We start from the raw sequence: 16,483 nt of genomic DNA, 5'->3' as shown, positions 1-16,483 counted from the left end.
GCTAGTTGGTCTTCTATTCACGATGCCACCGGCCCGTTATCGACTGATCTCTCTTGGCACGCCACTAATGGTTCCCTCAATCAAAATTTCATGTTCAAATGCCATACCTGGATCAGCCCAGGGCTGGTCGTTGACGTGGATGTGCGGCTGCCCATCGGGGATTCTGGTGGCGAACGTGGTTGCCGACGTTTGCAGGAGCGGGTTGGTGGCGGTGGTGCTGACGACCAGGCCGACAGCGTTCGTGGTGTAGTCCGTCGAGGCCAGGTTGCCGTTGGCATCGGTGATGGTCTTAACGCGTCCGACCGGGTCATACGTTGTCTTGCTGGCGCTCTGGTAGTGGAACGCGCCGGCGGTGTAGTCGTCGGCCTGGTGGACCATCGTCGGATCGCCCTTGGATGGTGCGACTGTCTGCGGGAAGTCTCGCTGAACGTTGGATCGTCGTAGAAGGTCCGGATGTTCGAGATGACCTGGGCGGGCCGACTCACCGAGCTCGGCGCGGTGAGTGTGTTCATCGCCCCGGGGATCGAGGGCTTGGTTCCTTGGGTGAAGCTGCCGCGGGCGACGGCGTCGACCTCGACCTCGGCGGGTAGGGCGACAAGGTTCGCGGTCGTGTTCGGCGGGGCGTAGGTGGTGCGGGTGCACCGGTCGTAGGCGGTGTTTGCTGGGACGGTATGGGTGTACTCGAGGAGCGGGGAAGCGTAGGTCGCGCTGGCGGCATTGGTGTCGTAGCTGGTGTCGGTTTCGCTGTAGCGCCAGGTCGTCGCGCCGCTGCCGGTGACAGCCTGCCGTTTGAACGTCTCGACGGGGGCGACCCAGTTGGCTGTCAGCGCGGGCAGATCGGTCCGGGCGCGCGTTGCCGTGGCCGGCGAAACCCAGTACGAGGTGATCGTCGAACTGTCGACCGGGCCGCCGTTGCCGAGGTACGCGGTGCTTTCGAGTACAGCGCCGGCGAGCTGGTCGAGGTCCTCGTGGGTGCCTGACAGTCCCCCTTCCGGTTTTCGTAGTGGCCCGTGCTTCCGCGATTACAGAACTAGTGGTCCAGCTTGTCCAGATACTGTCCGTCTATCCCTGCTGGTGCATTTCCGCGGTCTCATCGCCGCCACGAGGAATGGCCACTCCCTGCTGGGCGTTTGTCGCCGCCCTCCCCGTCCTAGCCGTCACCGCCTGGGTCACTGTGAGCACCAACCAGGTCCCGATCGCCCCCACCGGGGATCGCAACACGTCGTACACGGCGTGCATGGTCGCCTCTTCGACCAGTCGTCATCGCCCTCCACCGGAGATCGCAACGCGAGGTCGACGCTGTCGGCGTAGGTGTGCCGCGGGTCGTCATCGCTCCCGTCGGGGATCGCAACGCGTACCCGCCACGGGCCTGCTCGACGGTGTCACTGGTCGTCATCGACCCACCGGGATCGCAACACGCCACAAAGCACTATGAGCCCGGGTCAATCGTTAAAGGTTGCTGCCCACATGCTGGGTCGAATGGGAACAGGTGCCGTCTGAGCTGGGAAGATAGGAATTGTCGAGGGTCATATCCATCCCGCCCGGAGGGCACTTGCATGGTGAAGCGTACCTGAACGCGTCCAAGGATCGTGGTGTCCGCCGACGGTCGTGGTGTCGTCGGTCATGCCGGTGCGCGCCCGCTCACCGACGTCGCCGATGTGACCGGGCTGACCGGCGCGTGCAGTGACGTGCTTGCCGGGTTGCGGCAGCGCCGTGGCGGCCATGACCCTGGCCGGATCGCGGTTGACCTGGCGGCGACGCTCGCCGACGGCGGGGAAACGATCTCGGACCTGGCCGTGCTGCGGGATCAGGCGGCGTTGTTCGGGCCGGTCGGCGTCCGACTCCACTGCGTGGCGACTGCTGTCCAGCATGGACGCCGCGGCGCTGCATCGACTGGCCGCTGCGCTTCCGCTCAGATCAATTGCAACTCCTCGCGGACGACGATCATGTAGTTCGGGTTAGACTCGGACCTTCGACACACTTTTGTGGCATACCTGCTGGCGAGTGTTCAAGTGGCACTGGACACTCGCCATACGCATCTCTGCACACCCGCGAAGGCGCGTCGTGACGCGGCCGATCGCACCTCTCATCCCGTCATCCGCGGACGGTGAGCCGCGCCGTCCGCTCGCCCGGCCGCCGCTCCCCCTCGCCGAGCTGGCCGAGGGACGGTCCCGTTCGTGGCACTACGCCGTCTCCACGATCGACAACCGCGGCCGGGCCGCGGAAACGTCGGTCGTCGGGCTCTCGGGTGGGGTGGCCGGCACGCGGCTGCACGTCCGCGAGCAGGGTCGCCTGATCGTTGCCGGCCTGGACGAGCAGGGCGTGTTCCAGATCAGCCGGACCGGGCACCTGCTGATTCCGGTCGCGGTCCGGCGGTGGTGCGGTCTGCGGCCTGGTGACCGGATTCTGCTCGCCGGCGACCCGGACCGGAACATGGTTGTCGTGCACCCGCCGGAGGCCATCGACGCGATGGTCGAGCAGCTGCACGCGATCCTTCTCGAAGACGCGTCGTGACCGCCGCAGCAGGACCAGCAGAGTTGCAAGCCGCTCGGCTACTGCTGGGCGCGGATGGGCATCTCCCCCGCGGATCTCGCCGGCGCCGGGCGGCCGGCGGCGCCGAGGTTCGCCGAGTACATCCCGGTCGTGCGGGAGGAGGTCGGTGACGGCAGTCGCAAGGCGTACAACACGTACTGGAACCGGGTCCTTGAGCACTGGTCGCAGGGGCGGATCGACGAGATCCAGGCGTCGGATATCGAGCGGCTGGCCGAGCACGTCAAGGCCAACCGGGTCCAGCGGCGCAACGCCCCTGGTGGGCACGGCTCGGCGGAGAATCTGATCGCCGCGCTGCGGTGCCTGTACCGGCCGGCCGTCGCTGACGGGTCGCTGTCCGAGGGCGAGAATCCGGCGCTAAAGGTCAGCAAGCCGCGGCGGATACCAAGCACGCGGCGGGTGCTCGTAGCGATGGACGACCACACGGGCGTTCCACGTACTCGAGGCGAGACCGGCCCGGATGGCAGCGGTCGGCGATTCAAGCGTGGCCGCCGGTGAGGTTGTCGCCGTGATCGGCAGCGCGACGCCGCTCAGGATTTGTGGCCGACCAGCCACATGCTGACGTTCTCGGGCCCGGTGCGGACCACGAGCTGGAAGCGCCCGAGGTCGGTCTGGTGGTCCGACGTGCGGGGGCAGGTGCCGTTGAAGGCCGGGGAGCACGAAGGCGTCGTGTCGGGCTGGGCGTGGCCGGCCAGGAAGTCGGTGACCCGCTTCGGCTCGTCGCCCCGCAACGCCGGCCCGGCACAGCCGGCGACGACCTGTTCGACGGCCTTGCGGGTCATGGTGATGTACCCGTTCACGCCCAGCGAATGTACGTTAATGCCAAGGCGGGGTGGCGGGAGGCCGACATCGCGGCGAGCGTGAACATCCTGGTCAGCAAGTGGAACCAGCTGCACGCCGAGCCCGACCCGTACAAGGACACGCTGAACAACGACAACGCCGACTCCATCGAGCACCGGTTCATCGCGCTTTGGGCGTACAACAGCGGACTGCACCCGTACGACCAGCGCAACCTGCCCGGCAGCGGCGGCCACTTCGGCCTGGGCTGGCTGAACAACCCGGCCAACCCGGACTACAGCACCGGCCGCGACGGCTTCCTGCGCGACACCTTGGCCGACGCGGAGGCGCCGAACCGCTGGAGCTCCCCCGAGCGGATCATGGGGTGGGTCGAGACGCCGCAGAACAAGGGCGGCCAGTTCAGCCAGGCCTACAAGTACCCGGTCTGTACGACTTCTGCGACACGCAGTTCGGCTGCTCCCAGGCGAACAACGGCTGCCGGGCCGTCAACAGCTCATGCTGGTGGCACGGGCACATGGACTTCGCCGGCTGTACCGCGGGCCGAACGTGCAGATCAACATGGTCTACACGCTGCGGGACACCGGCCAGTACAACCTCGGCTGCGCCATCCCCACGAACACGCTGAGCGGCAAGTTCCTGCTGTGCGGCGGGTCGCCGGCGGGGCAGGACGGGGCAGGACGGGGCACCGTACGCCGACCGTAGACGGTCGTCCCGATGCCGCGGGGCACCTTCAGGTCCCGGTCAGTGCCCCGCTGGCGTAGTCGATCCGGTCCGGCGGGTCGGCCGCCCGGCCGTGCGTGCACCAGGCGGTGACCCCGTCGGACCAGCGCAGGGCCGGGCCGTCCTCGCGGTGCAGCTGCGGGAGATGGTCGTCGGATTCCACGATGGACATCTCCAGTGGGCATTCGCTGATGACGACGAAGTCCGCGTTCGGCCACCACCATCCGGCGCGGCCGGCGTCCGTGTAAGCGTCGGCGAGCTCCCACAGGTTGCCGGGCAGCCGCAGGCCGGCATGCTCGCGAAGCCAGAGCGGGCCGGCGAGCAGGCTGGCCGCGTAGGCGCCGCCGACGTGCGGGCTGAAGGACTCGGCCAGGCGCGGCGTCTTCACGAAGCCCGGTGTGTCGGACTGGGCCGGTCCGGCGACGGCGGTCACCAGACGATCAGCGACGCCGACGACGGTCTGGCGCAGCAGCCGCTCGTCGGCGCCGAGCGGCACGTCGTCGTCGTCATCCAGACTCGCGTTGACGACGCTCTCAGTCGTGCTGTGCAGGCCGCGCAGGGCGACCCGGACCGGGTCGTGGGCCGCGCGTGCGACCTCGTCGCGCACGGCGTCGCCGGTCGCGGTGTCGACCGCGACGCGGACCGCCTTCGGCACCGCGTCCCAGATCCGCTCGGCGGTGCGGTCGAGGGCCGGCTCGGGCGCCGGCGGGCGCGGCGGCTCGGGCACCACGACCCGGGTGCACGCCGCCACCACCGCCGCGACGACAGCGCCGGCCACCGCCGCGGCCGGGCCCCAGCGCAGCCCGGCCCCCGCCGCGGGCCCGAACCAGCTGCCCAAGCCGGTCTGCACGCCGCTGAGCCAGGCGCCGATCGACGCGCCCTCCAGGGTGAAGACCACGGTCCCGACGAGCCCCAGCAGCGCGACGCCCACGCTCGGGCCGGCCTTGCTGCGCGAGTTCGAGCCCACCACCGCGACGACAGCGAAGAGGCCGCCGACGATCGCGCCCACGATGGCCGGCGCACCGGCCAGGCCGGCGTAGACGGCGACCCCCGACCAGGTGCCGGCGAGCGCGGCGGCGAGGAACCCGGCCACGACGCCGATTGCGGCGCCGATCCGGACGATCTCGCCCACACGGCGCCGCCGGGGCGCGGGCCTCGTCGGGGGCGGCGGCGGGTTTCGAAATCGCTCGATCCGGACCACGGCCTGCGCCACGGCCGCCGCGCCGACAACGGGCGAGCCGACCCAGACGACGTTGCCGTGCCACGGCAGCCCGGCCGCCTCGTAGCAGCGGCGGATGCCGGCCACCACCTCGGCCCGTCCGGCGTCATCCAGCGGTGCGCAGTCCGTGCCCCGTTCGATCCAGTCCCGCACGTACGGCGCGAATGTGTCGCGCTGCGCATCGGTAAGTGCGTCGACCCTATCCCGCATGGCGGCCCCCCGTTCCGGTACGAGGTGTGCAGCATCACGATACCGTCCGCTGTCGATGTCACGCGCCCGTCCACGCTGATCAGGAGCAGGGCGGTACTGCGGCCGGTGTCGGCGCCGCGGGTCCCCCCGGTGCCCGGGCCGGCCGGGTCACGCGGCGGCGGTCCGCCGGGCCGTCAGGGCCACCGGCAGCCTGGTCGGGCTGACCATCACCCACGGGTTGCGGAACTCGGCGGGTTCGGTGGCGTCGACGGCGATGTCGCCGTACCGGTCCAGCAGGATCTCCATGGCGATCCGCGCCTCCAGCCGGGCCAGCGGGGCGCCGAGGCAGAAGTGCAGCCCGTGGCCGAAGCCGAGGTGGGGGTTGGGCGCCCGGCGCGGGTCGAACCGGGTCGGGTCGGCGAAGACCCGCTCGTCGCGGTTGGCGGCCGCGAGCCAGGTGACGACCACCGCGCCGGCCGGGACGGCGGTCTCACCCACCGTGGCGTCGGTGGTCGCCCGCCGGGCCAGCCGCGGGAAGGGCGTGTACAGCCGCACGACCTCCTCGATCGCCCCCGGCAGCAGCGACCGGTCGGCCCGCACCTCGGCGGCGGCGTCCGGGTGCGCGTCGAGGCACAGCACCGTGTTGCCCAGGGTCGCCGTCGTGGTGATGTGCCCGGCGAGCAGCAGGAGCCCGGCGAACCCGACGATCTCCTCGTCCGACAGGCGGGTGCCGTCGGCCTCGGCGAGCACGAGCCGGCTGATCAGGTCCTCGCCCGGGTCGGCCCGGCGGGCGCGGATGTGCGCCAGCAGGTAGGCGTTCATCTCCCGCAGCGCCGGTGCGATCGCCTCCACCGCTTCCTTGCCGGTCAGCGCGGCCGGCGAGTCGTCGGGGCCGGCGTCGGAGCGCTCGAACAGGCGATCGGCCCAGGTGCGAAACAGCGGGCGGTCCGCCGCGGGGATGCCGAGCAGCTCGGCGATCACGATCACCGGCAGCGGATAGGCGAGGTCCTCGATGAGGTCGATGCGCCGCTCGCCGGCCCGCCGGTCCAGCAGCCCGGTCGTCACCTCGGCGATGCGGGGCTCCAGGCCGGCCACCGTCCTCGGGGTGAACGCCTGGCCGACCAGGCGGCGCAGGGTGTCGTGCCGGGGTGGGTCCATCCGCACGAAGTTGCCGCGCTGGAACAGGTCCAGGTCCTCCTGCTGGGGGAGCAGGTCGCCGAGGTCGGAGGAGAACGTCGCGGTGTCGGCGAGCACCGCGACGATCTCGGGGTGACCGAGTACGGTGCAGCACCGCCGCTCGTCGTCGTAGTACGCCGGACCGCGCCGGCGCGACTGCTCCAGCCACGCGTGCAGGTCGGACAGGGTGAAGGTCGGCATGGCGCATCACACTCCCGCGTGTGTCGGGGTCACGGGCCGCTCGCCGCTCGCACGGCCTACCCGGCCGCCCCGGCGCCAAACCGGCCGTTCAGGCGACCTCCTCCGGCCGGCTGCCTGCGGTGCTACGGGGGCGGCGGTTCCGGGCCGGCCGACCGGCAATGGTCGCGTCCCGGAGAGGTTCGAGCCCCGCGCGCATTGCCCAGTCTCGATACGTCTGCCATCGTTGATCGTCAAACTCCATCCTCCCGGAGACCAGATGCGTAGACGCCCGCATTTGGTTCTGGCCGTCCTCGCCGTCAGCTGACCCGACCAGGGGTTTCCAGCACCCCCTCACCCCGAAGGAGACCTCATATGGGACGGCTTAGCCGCAGAAGCTTCGTCACGCTGTCCGCAAGCGCCGCCGCGGGCGCGGTGGTGGCGCCGGGAATCCAGACCGGCCCGCCGGCCGAGGCCGCCGCAGCGACCACGGGCACGATCACCGATGTGCGGCACGTGGTCATCCTGATGCAGGAGAACCGCAGCTTCGACCACTACTTCGGGACCTTGAAGGGAGTGCGCGGCTTCGGCGACCGCAGCACCGTCACGACCAGCACCGGCGGCTCGATCTTCCGCCAGCCCAACGGCACCGGGTGGCAGTACCCGTGGAAGATGAGCAGCACCCTTCCCGCGGGCGGCGCGGACCCCGACGACATGGCTCAGTGCAACGGGCAGCTCGCGCACAGCTGGTCATCGCAGCACGCGGCGTGGAGCACCGGCAAACTCGACAACTGGATCTCCGGAGTCGGCAACGTCCGCACGATGGGCTACCTCGACCGGAACGACATCCCGTTTCACTACGCGCTCGCCGACAAGTACACCATCTGCGACGCCTACTTCTGTTCGACGCTGAGCGCGACGGGACCCAACCGCACCTTTCTCTGGAGCGGCAAAGTCGACGCCGGCAGCAAGGACGGCGGCGACGAGTCGGGGCTGACCTGGCAGACCTACGCCGAGGCGCTGCAGAACGCCGGGGTGACCTGGAAGGTCTACCAGCGTTCGAGCGACAACTTCGGCGACAACGGCCTGGCCTACTTCCAGCAGTTCACGAGCGCCTCGCCCGGCAACCCCCTGCACGATCGCGGCATGGCCTCGGTGCCCGGCACGAAGCCCACGCACGAGGCGATCGCCGACGCCATCAGGGCCGACGTCGTCAACGGCACGCTCCCCCAGGTCTCCTGGGTGGTCGCCAACGAGGCGTTCTCCGAGCACCCATCCGCCCCGCCCGGCGACGGCGCGCACTTCGTCAACCTCGTGATCCAGGCCCTCAACGCCGACGCGGGCGTCTTCAACTCGACCGTACTGTTCCTCAACTACGACGAGAACGACGGCTGCTTCGACCACGTGCCGCCGCCGGTTCCCCCGAGCGGCACCGCTGAGGAGTTCCTCGGCGGCGTACCGATCGGGCTCGGCTTCCGCGTGCCCATGCTGGTGATCTCGCCGTGGACCCGCGGTGGCTGGGTGAGCTCGGAGGTCTTCGACCACACCTCCGTCATCCGGTTCCTGGAACGGTGGACCGCGGCGCTCGGCAGGCCGGCGACATGCCCCAACATCAGCGCATGGCGCCGAAAGGTGACCGGCGACCTCACCGGCGTCTTCGACTTCGCCTCGCCCGTGTACGGGCTGCCGCAACTGCCCGCCACCAGCGTGATCACCCACGCCTACTGCAAGACGCTGCCCAACCCGTCCCCGGGCACCAACGCCCTGCCCGCACAGGAGCCCGGCACCCGGCCGGCCAGAGCCCTGCCCTATCAGCCCAACGGATACCTCGACCGGCTCGAGTTCGGCGCCGGCGGCAAGATCCTCGCCTGGTTCCAGATGGTGAACCAGGGCGCCGGGGCGGCGCGGGCGGTCCATTTCTCGATCCACCCCAACGCGTACCGCAACCGCGACCCCTGGCAGTACACGGTCGACGCCGGCGGCACCGCAACCGACTTCTTCAACGTCGGATCAGGCTACGGCTCAGGCCAGTACGACCTGAGCATGGCCGGCCCGAACCGCTTCCTGCGCCGTTTCGCCGGCAACGCCACCACCGCCGGCAAGGACGCCTTCGTCAGCAGCTACTACGCGGTGGCGGCCAACACCGGCAAGCAGGCGATCTGGTTCCGGATGAAGAACACATCGGCCTCGGCGATGACCTTCACCATCACGTCGAACCAGTACCGCACGGACGGCCCCTGGACCTATCCGGTGGGTGCCGGGCAAACCGTGGAGGACTGGTTCAACGCCGTTGCGTACAACAACGGGTGGTACGACTTCACGATCACCGTCAACGTCGACGCGGCCTGGTCGCAGCGCTTCACCGGCCACATCGAGACCGGGACGCCCAGCGTATCGGGATGACCATCGACCGGGCCCGCCCTCAGGCCCGTGATGCCTCGCCGGCGTGGGCGAACCGGGAGGCGCGTTCGGCCAGCCACAGCCACCGGCGCTGCACCTCGCCGCTGGTCGACGCCGCGATGTCCAACGCTTCGCCGCGCACCCGGTCGAGCGGCCCGCCGGCGGACGGGTCGTCGAGCAGCCGCGTGCCCGCGCGGAAGGCCTCGGCCTCGGCGGTGCCGCCGAAGCGCGGGGCGACCTCGGCGCGCCAGAACGCTTCCCAGGACAGGGACGGGTTCCAGGTGAAGCGGGCGTACGCGAGATAGTTGACCTCGTTGGTGGGGTGGTAGGCGGACGGCTCGCCGAAGATGGTCAGGCCGCGCATGCCGGCCGTGGCGGCGCGCACCGCCATGTCCGCGAACAGCTCGGGCACCCACGCGTGGCGCTGCCGGTTCCACTGCGAGCCCGCGTGCGTGCGCAGCACGTTGGTCGTGTGCGGCAGCCGGGAGACGTGCTCGGCGGTCAGCCGGTCGCGGTGCTCGAGCCAGAAGCCGCGGTTGACGCAGTACTGGTAGGCGACGTCGTCGGGCAGATCGGCCAGCGGTTGCTGCGCCTCGAGGTCGAAGATGTTGTCCCAGTACACCTCGACCAGGTGTCGCAGCGGGGCACCGCCCGGCCCCGGGCGCCGGGCGGCCTCCAGCAGCGTGGGGTACACGGCCCGCATCGCCTCGTACGACCAGGAGGTGCGCTCGCCGCCGGCCCGGGCGGTGCACCGGTCGCAGGCGCAGCTGCCGTAGTCGCCGGTCTCGAAGTTGATCCCGCCGACGGGAATCGTGTCGAGCAGCCACGCGATCGCGTCCCGGTGCCAGGCGAGGTTGTCCGGGTGCGACGGGCAGGCGGCCATCTGGTAGTCGCTGGCCGGGAAGTGCAGGTCGCCGAACTCCTCGATGTCGAACCCGATCTTCGGCGGCATGACCGCGGCGAGGTCGGGGCGCCGGCGCAGCCAGGTGGCCAGGTTGAACCGGTGCCGGCCGTCGAAGTAGATGCCGCCGTACGCGTTGATGCCGACGCCGGCGAGGATGCGCACGCCGCGCGCGTTCGCGTATTCGCACAGCTCGCGGGCGGCCTCCACGCCGCCGTGGGCGTCGCGCAGCAGCCCGTAGACGACGACCGCGCCGATGCGCTCCCGGCTGCAGAAGTCCACCAGCCGGCGATAGTCGGCGCCGAAGGCCTCGGCGGACTTGCTGTACGGGTTGAGTGCGCCGATCTCCTGCCGGCCGAGCTGCCGGTCGTCCCAGTTCGTCGAGTGGTCCCACGTCCACAGGGTGCGCAGCGGCAGGCCCGGGGCATCCTCGACCGACCCGGTCGGCAGGCCCGCCGGGGTCAGCCGGCCGGCCAGGTCACGCGCGGCGTGAACCAGCCCGGCGAAGCGGCTGCCGGTCAGGGTCACCGCACCGTCGGCCGGGACCTGGATGCGGTACGCCGCCTCGGGCAGCGCCTCGTCGACCGCGAGCCGCACCGGGAGCCCGTCGGCGTGCTCGCCGCCGAACGCGTCGCGGATCAGGTCCGCCGCGAACGGGGCGGCCTCGCCGCCGGTCACCCGGACGCCGCGGGCCGGTCGCATCGCCGTGCTCATCACTGCCTCCCGATGCTGTCACGCGTCGCGGCGAGAAACGGCGCGACTTCGATGGACGTCCACACGCCGTGGCGCCAGTAGGGGTCCCGCTCCGCCAGGGCCCGGGCGGCGCCGGCGTCCTCGGCCCGGACCACCAGCACCGACGCCGACAGGTCGGCGAGCGCCCCGGCGACGATGCACGTGCCGTCCTCGATCAGCCGCCGCACGCCCGCCAGGTGCTCGGCGCGGTGCGGCTCCCGGCGTTGCGCGGCGTCGGCCACGTAGGCGGCGGTGACGAGGAAGTACGGGTCGAACCTCACGATTCGCCTCCGATCGCGTCCACGAGTCGCTGCAGGGCCACCCGGTAGACCGTCTGGGGCCGGCCGGCCCCGGGGCTCATGTGCAGCCCGGCCTCCTCGGCGAAGCCGGCGGCGCGCAGGGCGTTGAGCAGCCGCCGGGCCGAACGGACCTCCACGCCGTAGGCGTCGGCGAGGCTGCGGGCGGTCACCTCGCCGGCGTCCATCTGGTGCAGCGCCTCCAGCAGCCGCCGGGTGGACAGCGGGCCGAGACCGAGCTGCTCGGAGATGCGCAGCACGCCCGGAGCGGTGTCGCGCAACCGTTTCGGCACGGCGGTCTCGCCGGTCGAGTAGACCTCCCCGTCGGGGAAGACCACGTGGGTGTGGCCGCCCTGGCCGCCCATGGCCAGGGCCTTGCGGGCGTTGTCCTCGGCGGCGGCGATGGTGGCGCCGGCACCGAAGCCGACCGTGTGCGGCAGGTCGATCCCCCGCAGCGTCAGCAGCGACGCGTGCCCGGACCGCTGCCGGGCGATCGCGCTCTCGACGGTCCCTCGCGTGGTGGTGATGAGGAAGGTGTGATCGTCCAGCGTGGTCAGCCGGCCGCGCATCCGCTCGGCGTGCGCGAGCAGCGCCTCCCGCAGCCGCAGCTGCGCGCGCTCCGCCTCGTACGGGTTGCGCGGCCGGCTCGGTGGCTGGGTCAGGGCGATCAGCATGACCGCGATGTGGGTGCCGCGGGCCTGCCGGACCTCGGCCGCGAGCCACGCCCGGCGCAGCGCGTCGCGGACCGAGGCCCGCGTGTGCTCGACCCGCCAGACCGGCACGCCGGCCGCGCTCAGCTCGCGGTGCACCGCGCCCAGGCAGGTCATGCAGGCCTCGACGGCGCCGGACTCGTAGCGCTCGCGGTGGTACGCCGTGATCTCGTCCAGGGTGGAGAAGAGGCGGCCCTCGGCGTCGGTGATCGGCCGGATGTCGGTCGGCGGCTCGAGGTCGATGTCGTGGTAGGTCTCCCGGACCGTCGCGCTGTCGATCGTGTCGACGCTCACCCGGGGCAACCGGCCGGCGTTGGCGATCAGCATGCGCGACAGCGTCCGGTACAGATCGATGCCCGCGTGCGGCATGAAGTCGATCTCGGCGCGGAGCGGGCCGGCCACGGAGGCGAACGCGTACGGGATCCGTCCGGTGAACAGCAGCACCTGGCACACCTCGTCGAGCTCCTTGGCCAGTGCCGGCGCCTGCTCCGGGCGGGTGTACGCACGGGCGGTCACCTCGTCGGCACGCCCCTCCCCCTTGGCCACCTCCAGCACCAGCTGGATCGAGTCCTCCGGGCCGATGATCCCGATCACGTTCTGCCTCCGTGTTGTGGTCCCACCTGCCGGCCGGCGGCGCTCAGCTGGTGAAGACGGTGCCGTCGAACCCGCCCGCCACCGGCGAGGCCAGCAGTGCCAGCACCGCGGCCACGTCCGCGGGCCGGCCCAGCTCCGCCTGGATCCGCGCCACGCTACCGGCATCGACGCCGTTGCGCTGCGCTTCGTCGAGCGAGCGTCGCATGAGCGGCGTGTCGATGTCGCCGGGGCACAGCGTGTGCACGCGGATGCCGTGCGGGCGGAGCTGGCGGTCGAGCGTCATCGCCAGGCCGTGCAGTCCTCCCTTGCTCGCGCCGTAGGGTACCGAGCCCGAGCCGGTGATGACGCCGGCCCTCGATGCGACGAACACCATGACGCCCCGGCCGGCCGGGACCATGTGCCGCGCCGTGTGCTTGGCGACCAGCACCGGGCCGGTAAGGTTGACCGCGATCACCCGGGCCCAGACGTCGAGCGGGAGGTCACGCACGTCCAGGCCCTGCCCCTGCATGATGCCGGCGACATGCAGCAGCGCGTCGACCCCGCCGAGGTCGGCCACCGCGGCGCCGACGGCCGCGGCCACCTGCGTCTCGTCGGCGATGTCGACGGCGTGGGCGAAAGCCGGCACGCCGGCCGCGCGGGCGTGCGCCGCCGCGGCCTCGGCGCCGTCGCCGTCGCGGTCCAGCACCGCCACCGCCCCGCCGGCGGCGGCGACCGCCTCCACCGTTGCCCGGCCGATCCCGGACGCGCCGCCGACCACGACGACGCGCTGACCGGCCAGCATGCCGGCCGCCGGTGCCGGCTCGCCCGTCATCCGATCGTCTTCCGGACCGCGTCGATGACCGCCGAGGCCTCCGGCACGACCACCGCCTGCAGCGCGGGCGCGGCCGGCATCGGCACGTCCGGGGCGGCGACACGAGCCACCGGGGCACGGAGGTCGGCGAAACACTCCGCCGCCGCGCGGGCGGCGATCTCCGCGCCGAAGCCGCCGGTGCGGTTGGCCTCGTGGGCCACCACCAGCCGGCCGGTGCGGGCGATCGACGCGGCGACCGTGTCGAAGTCGAGCGGGTTGAGCCAGCGCAGATCGACGACCTCGACCGCGATGCCCTCGGCGGCGAGGGTTTCCGCCGCGTCGAGGGCCACCGGGACGAGCCGGGACCAGGCCACCACGGTCACGTCCGTGCCCGGGCGCACGACCCGCGCGCCGCCGATCGGCTCGACGGGCGCGTCGGTGCGGACCTCCCCGCGGACGGGATACAGCATCCTCGCCTCGGCCACCACGACCGGGTCGTCGCACTCGACGGCGGTGCGCAGCATCTGGTACGCGTCGTCGGGGTTCGACGGCAGCGCCACCCGCAGGCCGGGGGTGTGCGCGAAGTACGCCTCGGGCGAGTGCGAATGCTGGGCGCACGCGCCGGGCGAGTACCCCTGCTGCATCCGGATCACCAGCGGCGCCCCCCACCGGCCGCCGCTGGCATATCGCGTGTTCGCGATCTGGTTGACGATCTGGTCCATCGCGACGAAGGCGAAGTCGGCGTACATGATCTCGGCGATCGGCCGCAGCCCGGTCATCGCCGCGCCGAGCGCCATGCCGAGGAAGCCGGTCTCGGAGATCGGGGTGTCGAAGATGCGGCTGGAGCCGAACTGCTTGTGCAGGCCCTTGGTGGCGCCGAAGGGCCCGCCGGGCAGCGCGACGTCCTCGCCGAAGTACACGGTGTCGGATCGGCTCTCCAGCGCCCAGCGCAGCGCCTGGTTCACGGACTGGATGTAGCGCAGCGACTCAGGCATAGACGTGCTCCTTGACGGACGCCGGGTCGGGGAGGTCGATGGCGCGGGCGGCGTCGACGGCCGCGTCGATCTCGGCGGCCACCTCCGCGTCGATCGCGTCGAGCTGGGCGGTGAGCTGCGCGTCGGCCGCACGGCGGATGCGGGCCAGCGGCTCGCGCTCGCGCGCCGAGGCCACCTCGCCGGCCGGCCGGTACTGCTGGGCGTCGCCGCTGTAGTGCCCGACCAGCCGCTCGGTCATGGCCTCCACGATGGAGGGGCCGGCGCCGGCGCGGGCCCGTTCGACCGCCGTGCCGACCGCCTGCGCCACCGCGTCCGGGTCGTTGCCGTCCACGACGCTGCCCGGGATGCCGTAGCCGGCGGCGCGTTCGGCGAGCTGCTTGACCCGGACCATGTCCTCGATGCGCGACATCTCCGAGTAGACGTTGTTCTCCACGACCAGCACCAGCGGCAGGTCCAGCACGGCGGCGAGGTTGATCGCCTCGTGGACGTTGCCCTGGTTCATCGCGCCGTCCCCGATGGACACGACGGACACCTCACCCGCGCCGCGGTGCCGGGCGGTCAGCGCGGCGCCGGCGGCGATCGGCACGCCGGCGCCGACGATCGAGTTCTCGCCGACGAACCGGCGGGAGGCGTCGGACAGGTAGGGCGAGGCCGCCCGGCCGCCGCACAGCGCGGAGTCGCGCCCCATGATCTCGGCGAACAGCGCCGTCAGGTCGACGCCGCGGGCCAGGGCCCAGCCGTGGCCGCGATACGTGGCCGACACGTAGTCGGTGTCGCGCAGCACCCGGCACGCACCGACCGGGATCGCTTCCTGCCCGTTGCACAGGTGGATCGAGCCCGGGACCTCGCCGGCGTCCTTGAGCGACATCAGCCGCTCCTCGAACCGGCGGATCCGGGCCATCAGCCGGTAGTCGTCCGCCAGACTCATCGCACCCCCACTGAAGCTTTATGAGCCGTATTTTGGCTCGTTCGCCGGTGAGCCTAGACCAAAGCTACAGCGCTATGGAAGAGTGCGATGAAGAGATTGTGGCCGTTATTAGTCTCAAATTGGGAGCGGGACGATGGAGATCGCTTCGATCGAGTCGGTTGTGCTGGGTGACGCCCACTTCGTCACCGTCCACACCGACGACGGACTGGTGGGCGCCGGGCAGTCCGCGTGCTGGGGATACCCCGCCGCGGTGCACGCGGTCGTGGAGTCGTTCCGGCCGTACCTGCTGGGCGCCGACCCGTCGCGGATCGAGCACCACTGGCACCACCTGTACCGGATGGGGCCCTTCCGCGGCTCGGTGCTCTCCGCCGCCGTCTCCGCCGTCGACCTCGCCCTGTGGGACCTCAAGGGCAAGGCGCTCGGGGTGCCGGTGTGGCAGCTGCTCGGCGGAAGGTGCCGCGACCGGATCCGGCTGCACCTGCTGCTGGGCGGAACCGGCGCCGAGCAGCTGGCCGCCCAGGCCGCCGCCGCGGTCGCGGACGGGTTCACCGCGGTCAAGTTCGACCCGCTGCCGGCGAACTACGGCGACGTCTCACTCGCCCGGCTGGTCGCCGACACCGAGGCGGCGACGGCGGCGGTGCGCGACAGCGTCGGCACCGACGTGGACCTGCTCATCGAGCTGCACCGCAAGCTCACGCCGCTGCAGGCCGAGGCGGTGATCCCGGCCCTGGGCCGCCACCACCCCCTGCTGGTCGAGGACCCGATCCAGATCGACAGCATCAGCGGCCAGGCCGAGGTCGCACGGCGCGCGCTGGGCGTGCCGGTGGCCAACGGCGAGCGGCTGCACACCATCTGGGAGTTCAAGGAGCTGCTGGCCCAGGGCGGGGCGCAGTACGTGCGGCCCGACGTCGGCCTCGCCGGCGGGCTCAGCCACGCCCGGAAGATCGCCGCGATCGCCGAGGCGCACCACGCCGCCGTGGTCACCCACAACTGCCTCGGCCCGCTGCTCACCATGGCCTCGGTCCAGCTCGACACGGCCATCCCGAACTTCGTGGTCCAGGAGTACTCCCCGCTGGACGACCTGCTCGCCGACGGGCCGGCGCGGGCGTGCGTGCGCCGCGAGGGCGGGTTCCTGCCCGTGCCGCAGGAGCCGGGGCTCGGGGTCACGCTCGACCTGACCGACGCCGAGCCGCTCGACCTGACCGGCCGTCCACTGTGGAAGATCCCGGTCCGCTCCGACGGCTCGGTCGCCTACGCCGTCTGAGCACACGGCAACGGCGGCGGTCGGCCGACCGCCGCCGTCGGCAC

General features: G+C 71.7%; 16 protein-coding genes and 1 pseudogene. 7 read left to right on the top strand and 10 right to left on the bottom strand.

Going from position 1 to position 16,483, the window contains the following annotated elements; all coding sequences use genetic code 11:
• Window positions 1-36: 36 nt before the first annotated feature.
• On the bottom strand, window positions 37-378 hold the full coding sequence (locus AC6JBM_RS04330) for a hypothetical protein (protein WP_497982325.1): 342 nt from the start codon (window positions 376-378) through the stop codon (window positions 37-39).
• A gap of 75 nt (window positions 379-453) precedes the next feature.
• Here AC6JBM_RS04330 and AC6JBM_RS04325 point away from each other — a divergent pair, with 75 nt between their 5' ends.
• The 4 genes and pseudogenes from AC6JBM_RS04325 (at window position 454) to AC6JBM_RS04310 (ending at window position 3,048) form a co-directional block, all read left to right on the top strand.
• Complete coding sequence (locus AC6JBM_RS04325; RefSeq protein ID WP_497982324.1) at window positions 454-627, top strand: hypothetical protein; 174 nt, start codon at window positions 454-456, stop codon at window positions 625-627.
• A 959-nt stretch (window positions 628-1,586) separates the two neighbouring features.
• Window positions 1,587-1,905 (top strand): annotated as a pseudogene (locus AC6JBM_RS04320) (IS1380 family transposase); the annotation flags it as partial.
• 159 nt (window positions 1,906-2,064) lie between these two features.
• The gene (locus AC6JBM_RS04315; RefSeq protein WP_497982323.1) at window positions 2,065-2,514 is read left to right on the top strand and encodes a hypothetical protein; all 450 of its coding nucleotides are present in this window, start codon (window positions 2,065-2,067) and stop codon (window positions 2,512-2,514) included.
• A gap of 54 nt (window positions 2,515-2,568) precedes the next feature.
• The gene (locus tag AC6JBM_RS04310; protein ID WP_497982322.1) at window positions 2,569-3,048 is read left to right on the top strand and encodes a site-specific integrase; all 480 of its coding nucleotides are present in this window, start codon (window positions 2,569-2,571) and stop codon (window positions 3,046-3,048) included.
• Window positions 3,049-3,080: 32 nt separating this feature from the next.
• On the opposite strand, the gene AC6JBM_RS04305 is transcribed toward AC6JBM_RS04310, so the two are convergent.
• Window positions 3,081-3,350 (bottom strand): hypothetical protein, encoded by a 270-nt coding sequence (locus AC6JBM_RS04305; protein WP_497982321.1) that lies wholly within the window; start codon window positions 3,348-3,350, stop codon window positions 3,081-3,083.
• A 60-nt stretch (window positions 3,351-3,410) separates the two neighbouring features.
• Here AC6JBM_RS04305 and AC6JBM_RS04300 point away from each other — a divergent pair, with 60 nt between their 5' ends.
• Entirely contained in the window at window positions 3,411-4,109 is a 699-nt protein-coding gene (locus AC6JBM_RS04300; protein ID WP_497982320.1) for a hypothetical protein, read from the top strand.
• Here the strand turns inward: AC6JBM_RS04300 and AC6JBM_RS04295 are convergent.
• Together AC6JBM_RS04295 and AC6JBM_RS04290 are read right to left on the bottom strand one after the other, a co-directional pair.
• Complete coding sequence (locus AC6JBM_RS04295) at window positions 4,079-5,497, bottom strand: DUF6745 domain-containing protein (RefSeq protein ID WP_497982319.1); 1,419 nt, start codon at window positions 5,495-5,497, stop codon at window positions 4,079-4,081. The two genes, AC6JBM_RS04300 and AC6JBM_RS04295, sit on opposite strands and share 31 nt — an antisense overlap.
• 147 nt (window positions 5,498-5,644) lie before the next feature.
• Window positions 5,645-6,853 carry a cytochrome P450 gene (locus tag AC6JBM_RS04290; RefSeq protein ID WP_497982318.1) on the bottom strand — a complete coding sequence of 403 codons (1,209 nt, stop codon included), beginning with the start codon at window positions 6,851-6,853 and terminating at the stop codon, window positions 5,645-5,647.
• 351 nt (window positions 6,854-7,204) lie between these two features.
• Here AC6JBM_RS04290 and AC6JBM_RS04285 point away from each other — a divergent pair, with 351 nt between their 5' ends.
• Window positions 7,205-9,232, top strand: a complete 2,028-nt coding sequence (locus AC6JBM_RS04285) for a phosphocholine-specific phospholipase C (RefSeq protein ID WP_497982317.1) — start codon at window positions 7,205-7,207, stop codon at window positions 9,230-9,232.
• 19 nt (window positions 9,233-9,251) lie between these two features.
• Here AC6JBM_RS04285 and AC6JBM_RS04280 read toward each other — a convergent pair whose 3' ends face one another.
• From AC6JBM_RS04280 to AC6JBM_RS04255, 6 genes are read right to left on the bottom strand one after another with little or no spacing between them, the layout of a single operon-like run.
• Window positions 9,252-10,844, bottom strand: a complete 1,593-nt coding sequence (locus AC6JBM_RS04280) for a hypothetical protein (RefSeq protein WP_497982316.1) — start codon at window positions 10,842-10,844, stop codon at window positions 9,252-9,254.
• Window positions 10,844-11,143: a YciI family protein gene (locus AC6JBM_RS04275; protein WP_497982315.1), complete on the bottom strand. Its 300-nt coding sequence runs from the start codon at window positions 11,141-11,143 to the stop codon at window positions 10,844-10,846. Before AC6JBM_RS04275 ends, AC6JBM_RS04280 begins: the two co-directional genes overlap by 1 nt.
• Window positions 11,140-12,462 (bottom strand): hypothetical protein, encoded by a 1,323-nt coding sequence (locus AC6JBM_RS04270; RefSeq protein ID WP_497982314.1) that lies wholly within the window; start codon window positions 12,460-12,462, stop codon window positions 11,140-11,142. The genes AC6JBM_RS04275 and AC6JBM_RS04270 overlap by 4 nt, the downstream gene beginning before the upstream one ends.
• 43 nt (window positions 12,463-12,505) lie before the next feature.
• The gene (locus AC6JBM_RS04265) at window positions 12,506-13,273 is read right to left on the bottom strand and encodes an SDR family NAD(P)-dependent oxidoreductase (protein ID WP_497982313.1); all 768 of its coding nucleotides are present in this window, start codon (window positions 13,271-13,273) and stop codon (window positions 12,506-12,508) included.
• Window positions 13,270-14,247, bottom strand: coding sequence for an alpha-ketoacid dehydrogenase subunit beta (locus AC6JBM_RS04260; RefSeq protein WP_497982312.1), 978 nt, complete (start codon window positions 14,245-14,247; stop codon window positions 13,270-13,272). Before AC6JBM_RS04260 ends, AC6JBM_RS04265 begins: the two co-directional genes overlap by 4 nt.
• Window positions 14,240-15,175 carry a thiamine pyrophosphate-dependent dehydrogenase E1 component subunit alpha gene (locus tag AC6JBM_RS04255; protein ID WP_497982311.1) on the bottom strand — a complete coding sequence of 312 codons (936 nt, stop codon included), beginning with the start codon at window positions 15,173-15,175 and terminating at the stop codon, window positions 14,240-14,242. The genes AC6JBM_RS04260 and AC6JBM_RS04255 overlap by 8 nt, the downstream gene beginning before the upstream one ends.
• 133 nt (window positions 15,176-15,308) lie before the next feature.
• On the opposite strand from AC6JBM_RS04255, the gene AC6JBM_RS04250 reads away from it, so the two are divergent.
• Window positions 15,309-16,439 (top strand): mandelate racemase/muconate lactonizing enzyme family protein, encoded by a 1,131-nt coding sequence (locus tag AC6JBM_RS04250; RefSeq protein ID WP_497982310.1) that lies wholly within the window; start codon window positions 15,309-15,311, stop codon window positions 16,437-16,439.
• Window positions 16,440-16,483: the final 44 nt, after the last annotated feature.

The sequence above is a fragment of the Dactylosporangium thailandense genome (assembly GCF_059739745.1).
The sequence above is the reverse complement of the archived record's forward strand: the minus strand, read 5'-3'. Positions and strand labels throughout refer to the sequence as shown.

Bases quoted from the DNA above. Each gene is read 5' to 3' on its own strand.
- AC6JBM_RS04330 (WP_497982325.1), bottom strand. From the start codon at position 378: ATGGTCCACCAGGCCGACGACTACACCGCCGGCGCGTTCCACTACCAG.
- AC6JBM_RS04325 (WP_497982324.1), top strand. From the start codon at position 454: ATGTTCGAGATGACCTGGGCGGGCCGACTCACCGAGCTCGGCGCGGTG.
- AC6JBM_RS04310 (WP_497982322.1), top strand. From the start codon at position 2,569: ATGGGCATCTCCCCCGCGGATCTCGCCGGCGCCGGGCGGCCGGCGGCG.
- AC6JBM_RS04295 (WP_497982319.1), bottom strand. From the start codon at position 5,497: ATGCGGGATAGGGTCGACGCACTTACCGATGCGCAGCGCGACACATTC.
- AC6JBM_RS04290 (WP_497982318.1), bottom strand. From the start codon at position 6,853: ATGCCGACCTTCACCCTGTCCGACCTGCACGCGTGGCTGGAGCAGTCG.
- AC6JBM_RS04285 (WP_497982317.1), top strand. From the start codon at position 7,205: ATGGGACGGCTTAGCCGCAGAAGCTTCGTCACGCTGTCCGCAAGCGCC.
- AC6JBM_RS04280 (WP_497982316.1), bottom strand. From the start codon at position 10,844: ATGAGCACGGCGATGCGACCGGCCCGCGGCGTCCGGGTGACCGGCGGC.
- AC6JBM_RS04265 (WP_497982313.1), bottom strand. From the start codon at position 13,273: ATGACGGGCGAGCCGGCACCGGCGGCCGGCATGCTGGCCGGTCAGCGC.
- AC6JBM_RS04260 (WP_497982312.1), bottom strand. From the start codon at position 14,247: ATGCCTGAGTCGCTGCGCTACATCCAGTCCGTGAACCAGGCGCTGCGC.
- AC6JBM_RS04255 (WP_497982311.1), bottom strand. From the start codon at position 15,175: ATGAGTCTGGCGGACGACTACCGGCTGATGGCCCGGATCCGCCGGTTC.
- AC6JBM_RS04250 (WP_497982310.1), top strand. From the start codon at position 15,309: ATGGAGATCGCTTCGATCGAGTCGGTTGTGCTGGGTGACGCCCACTTC.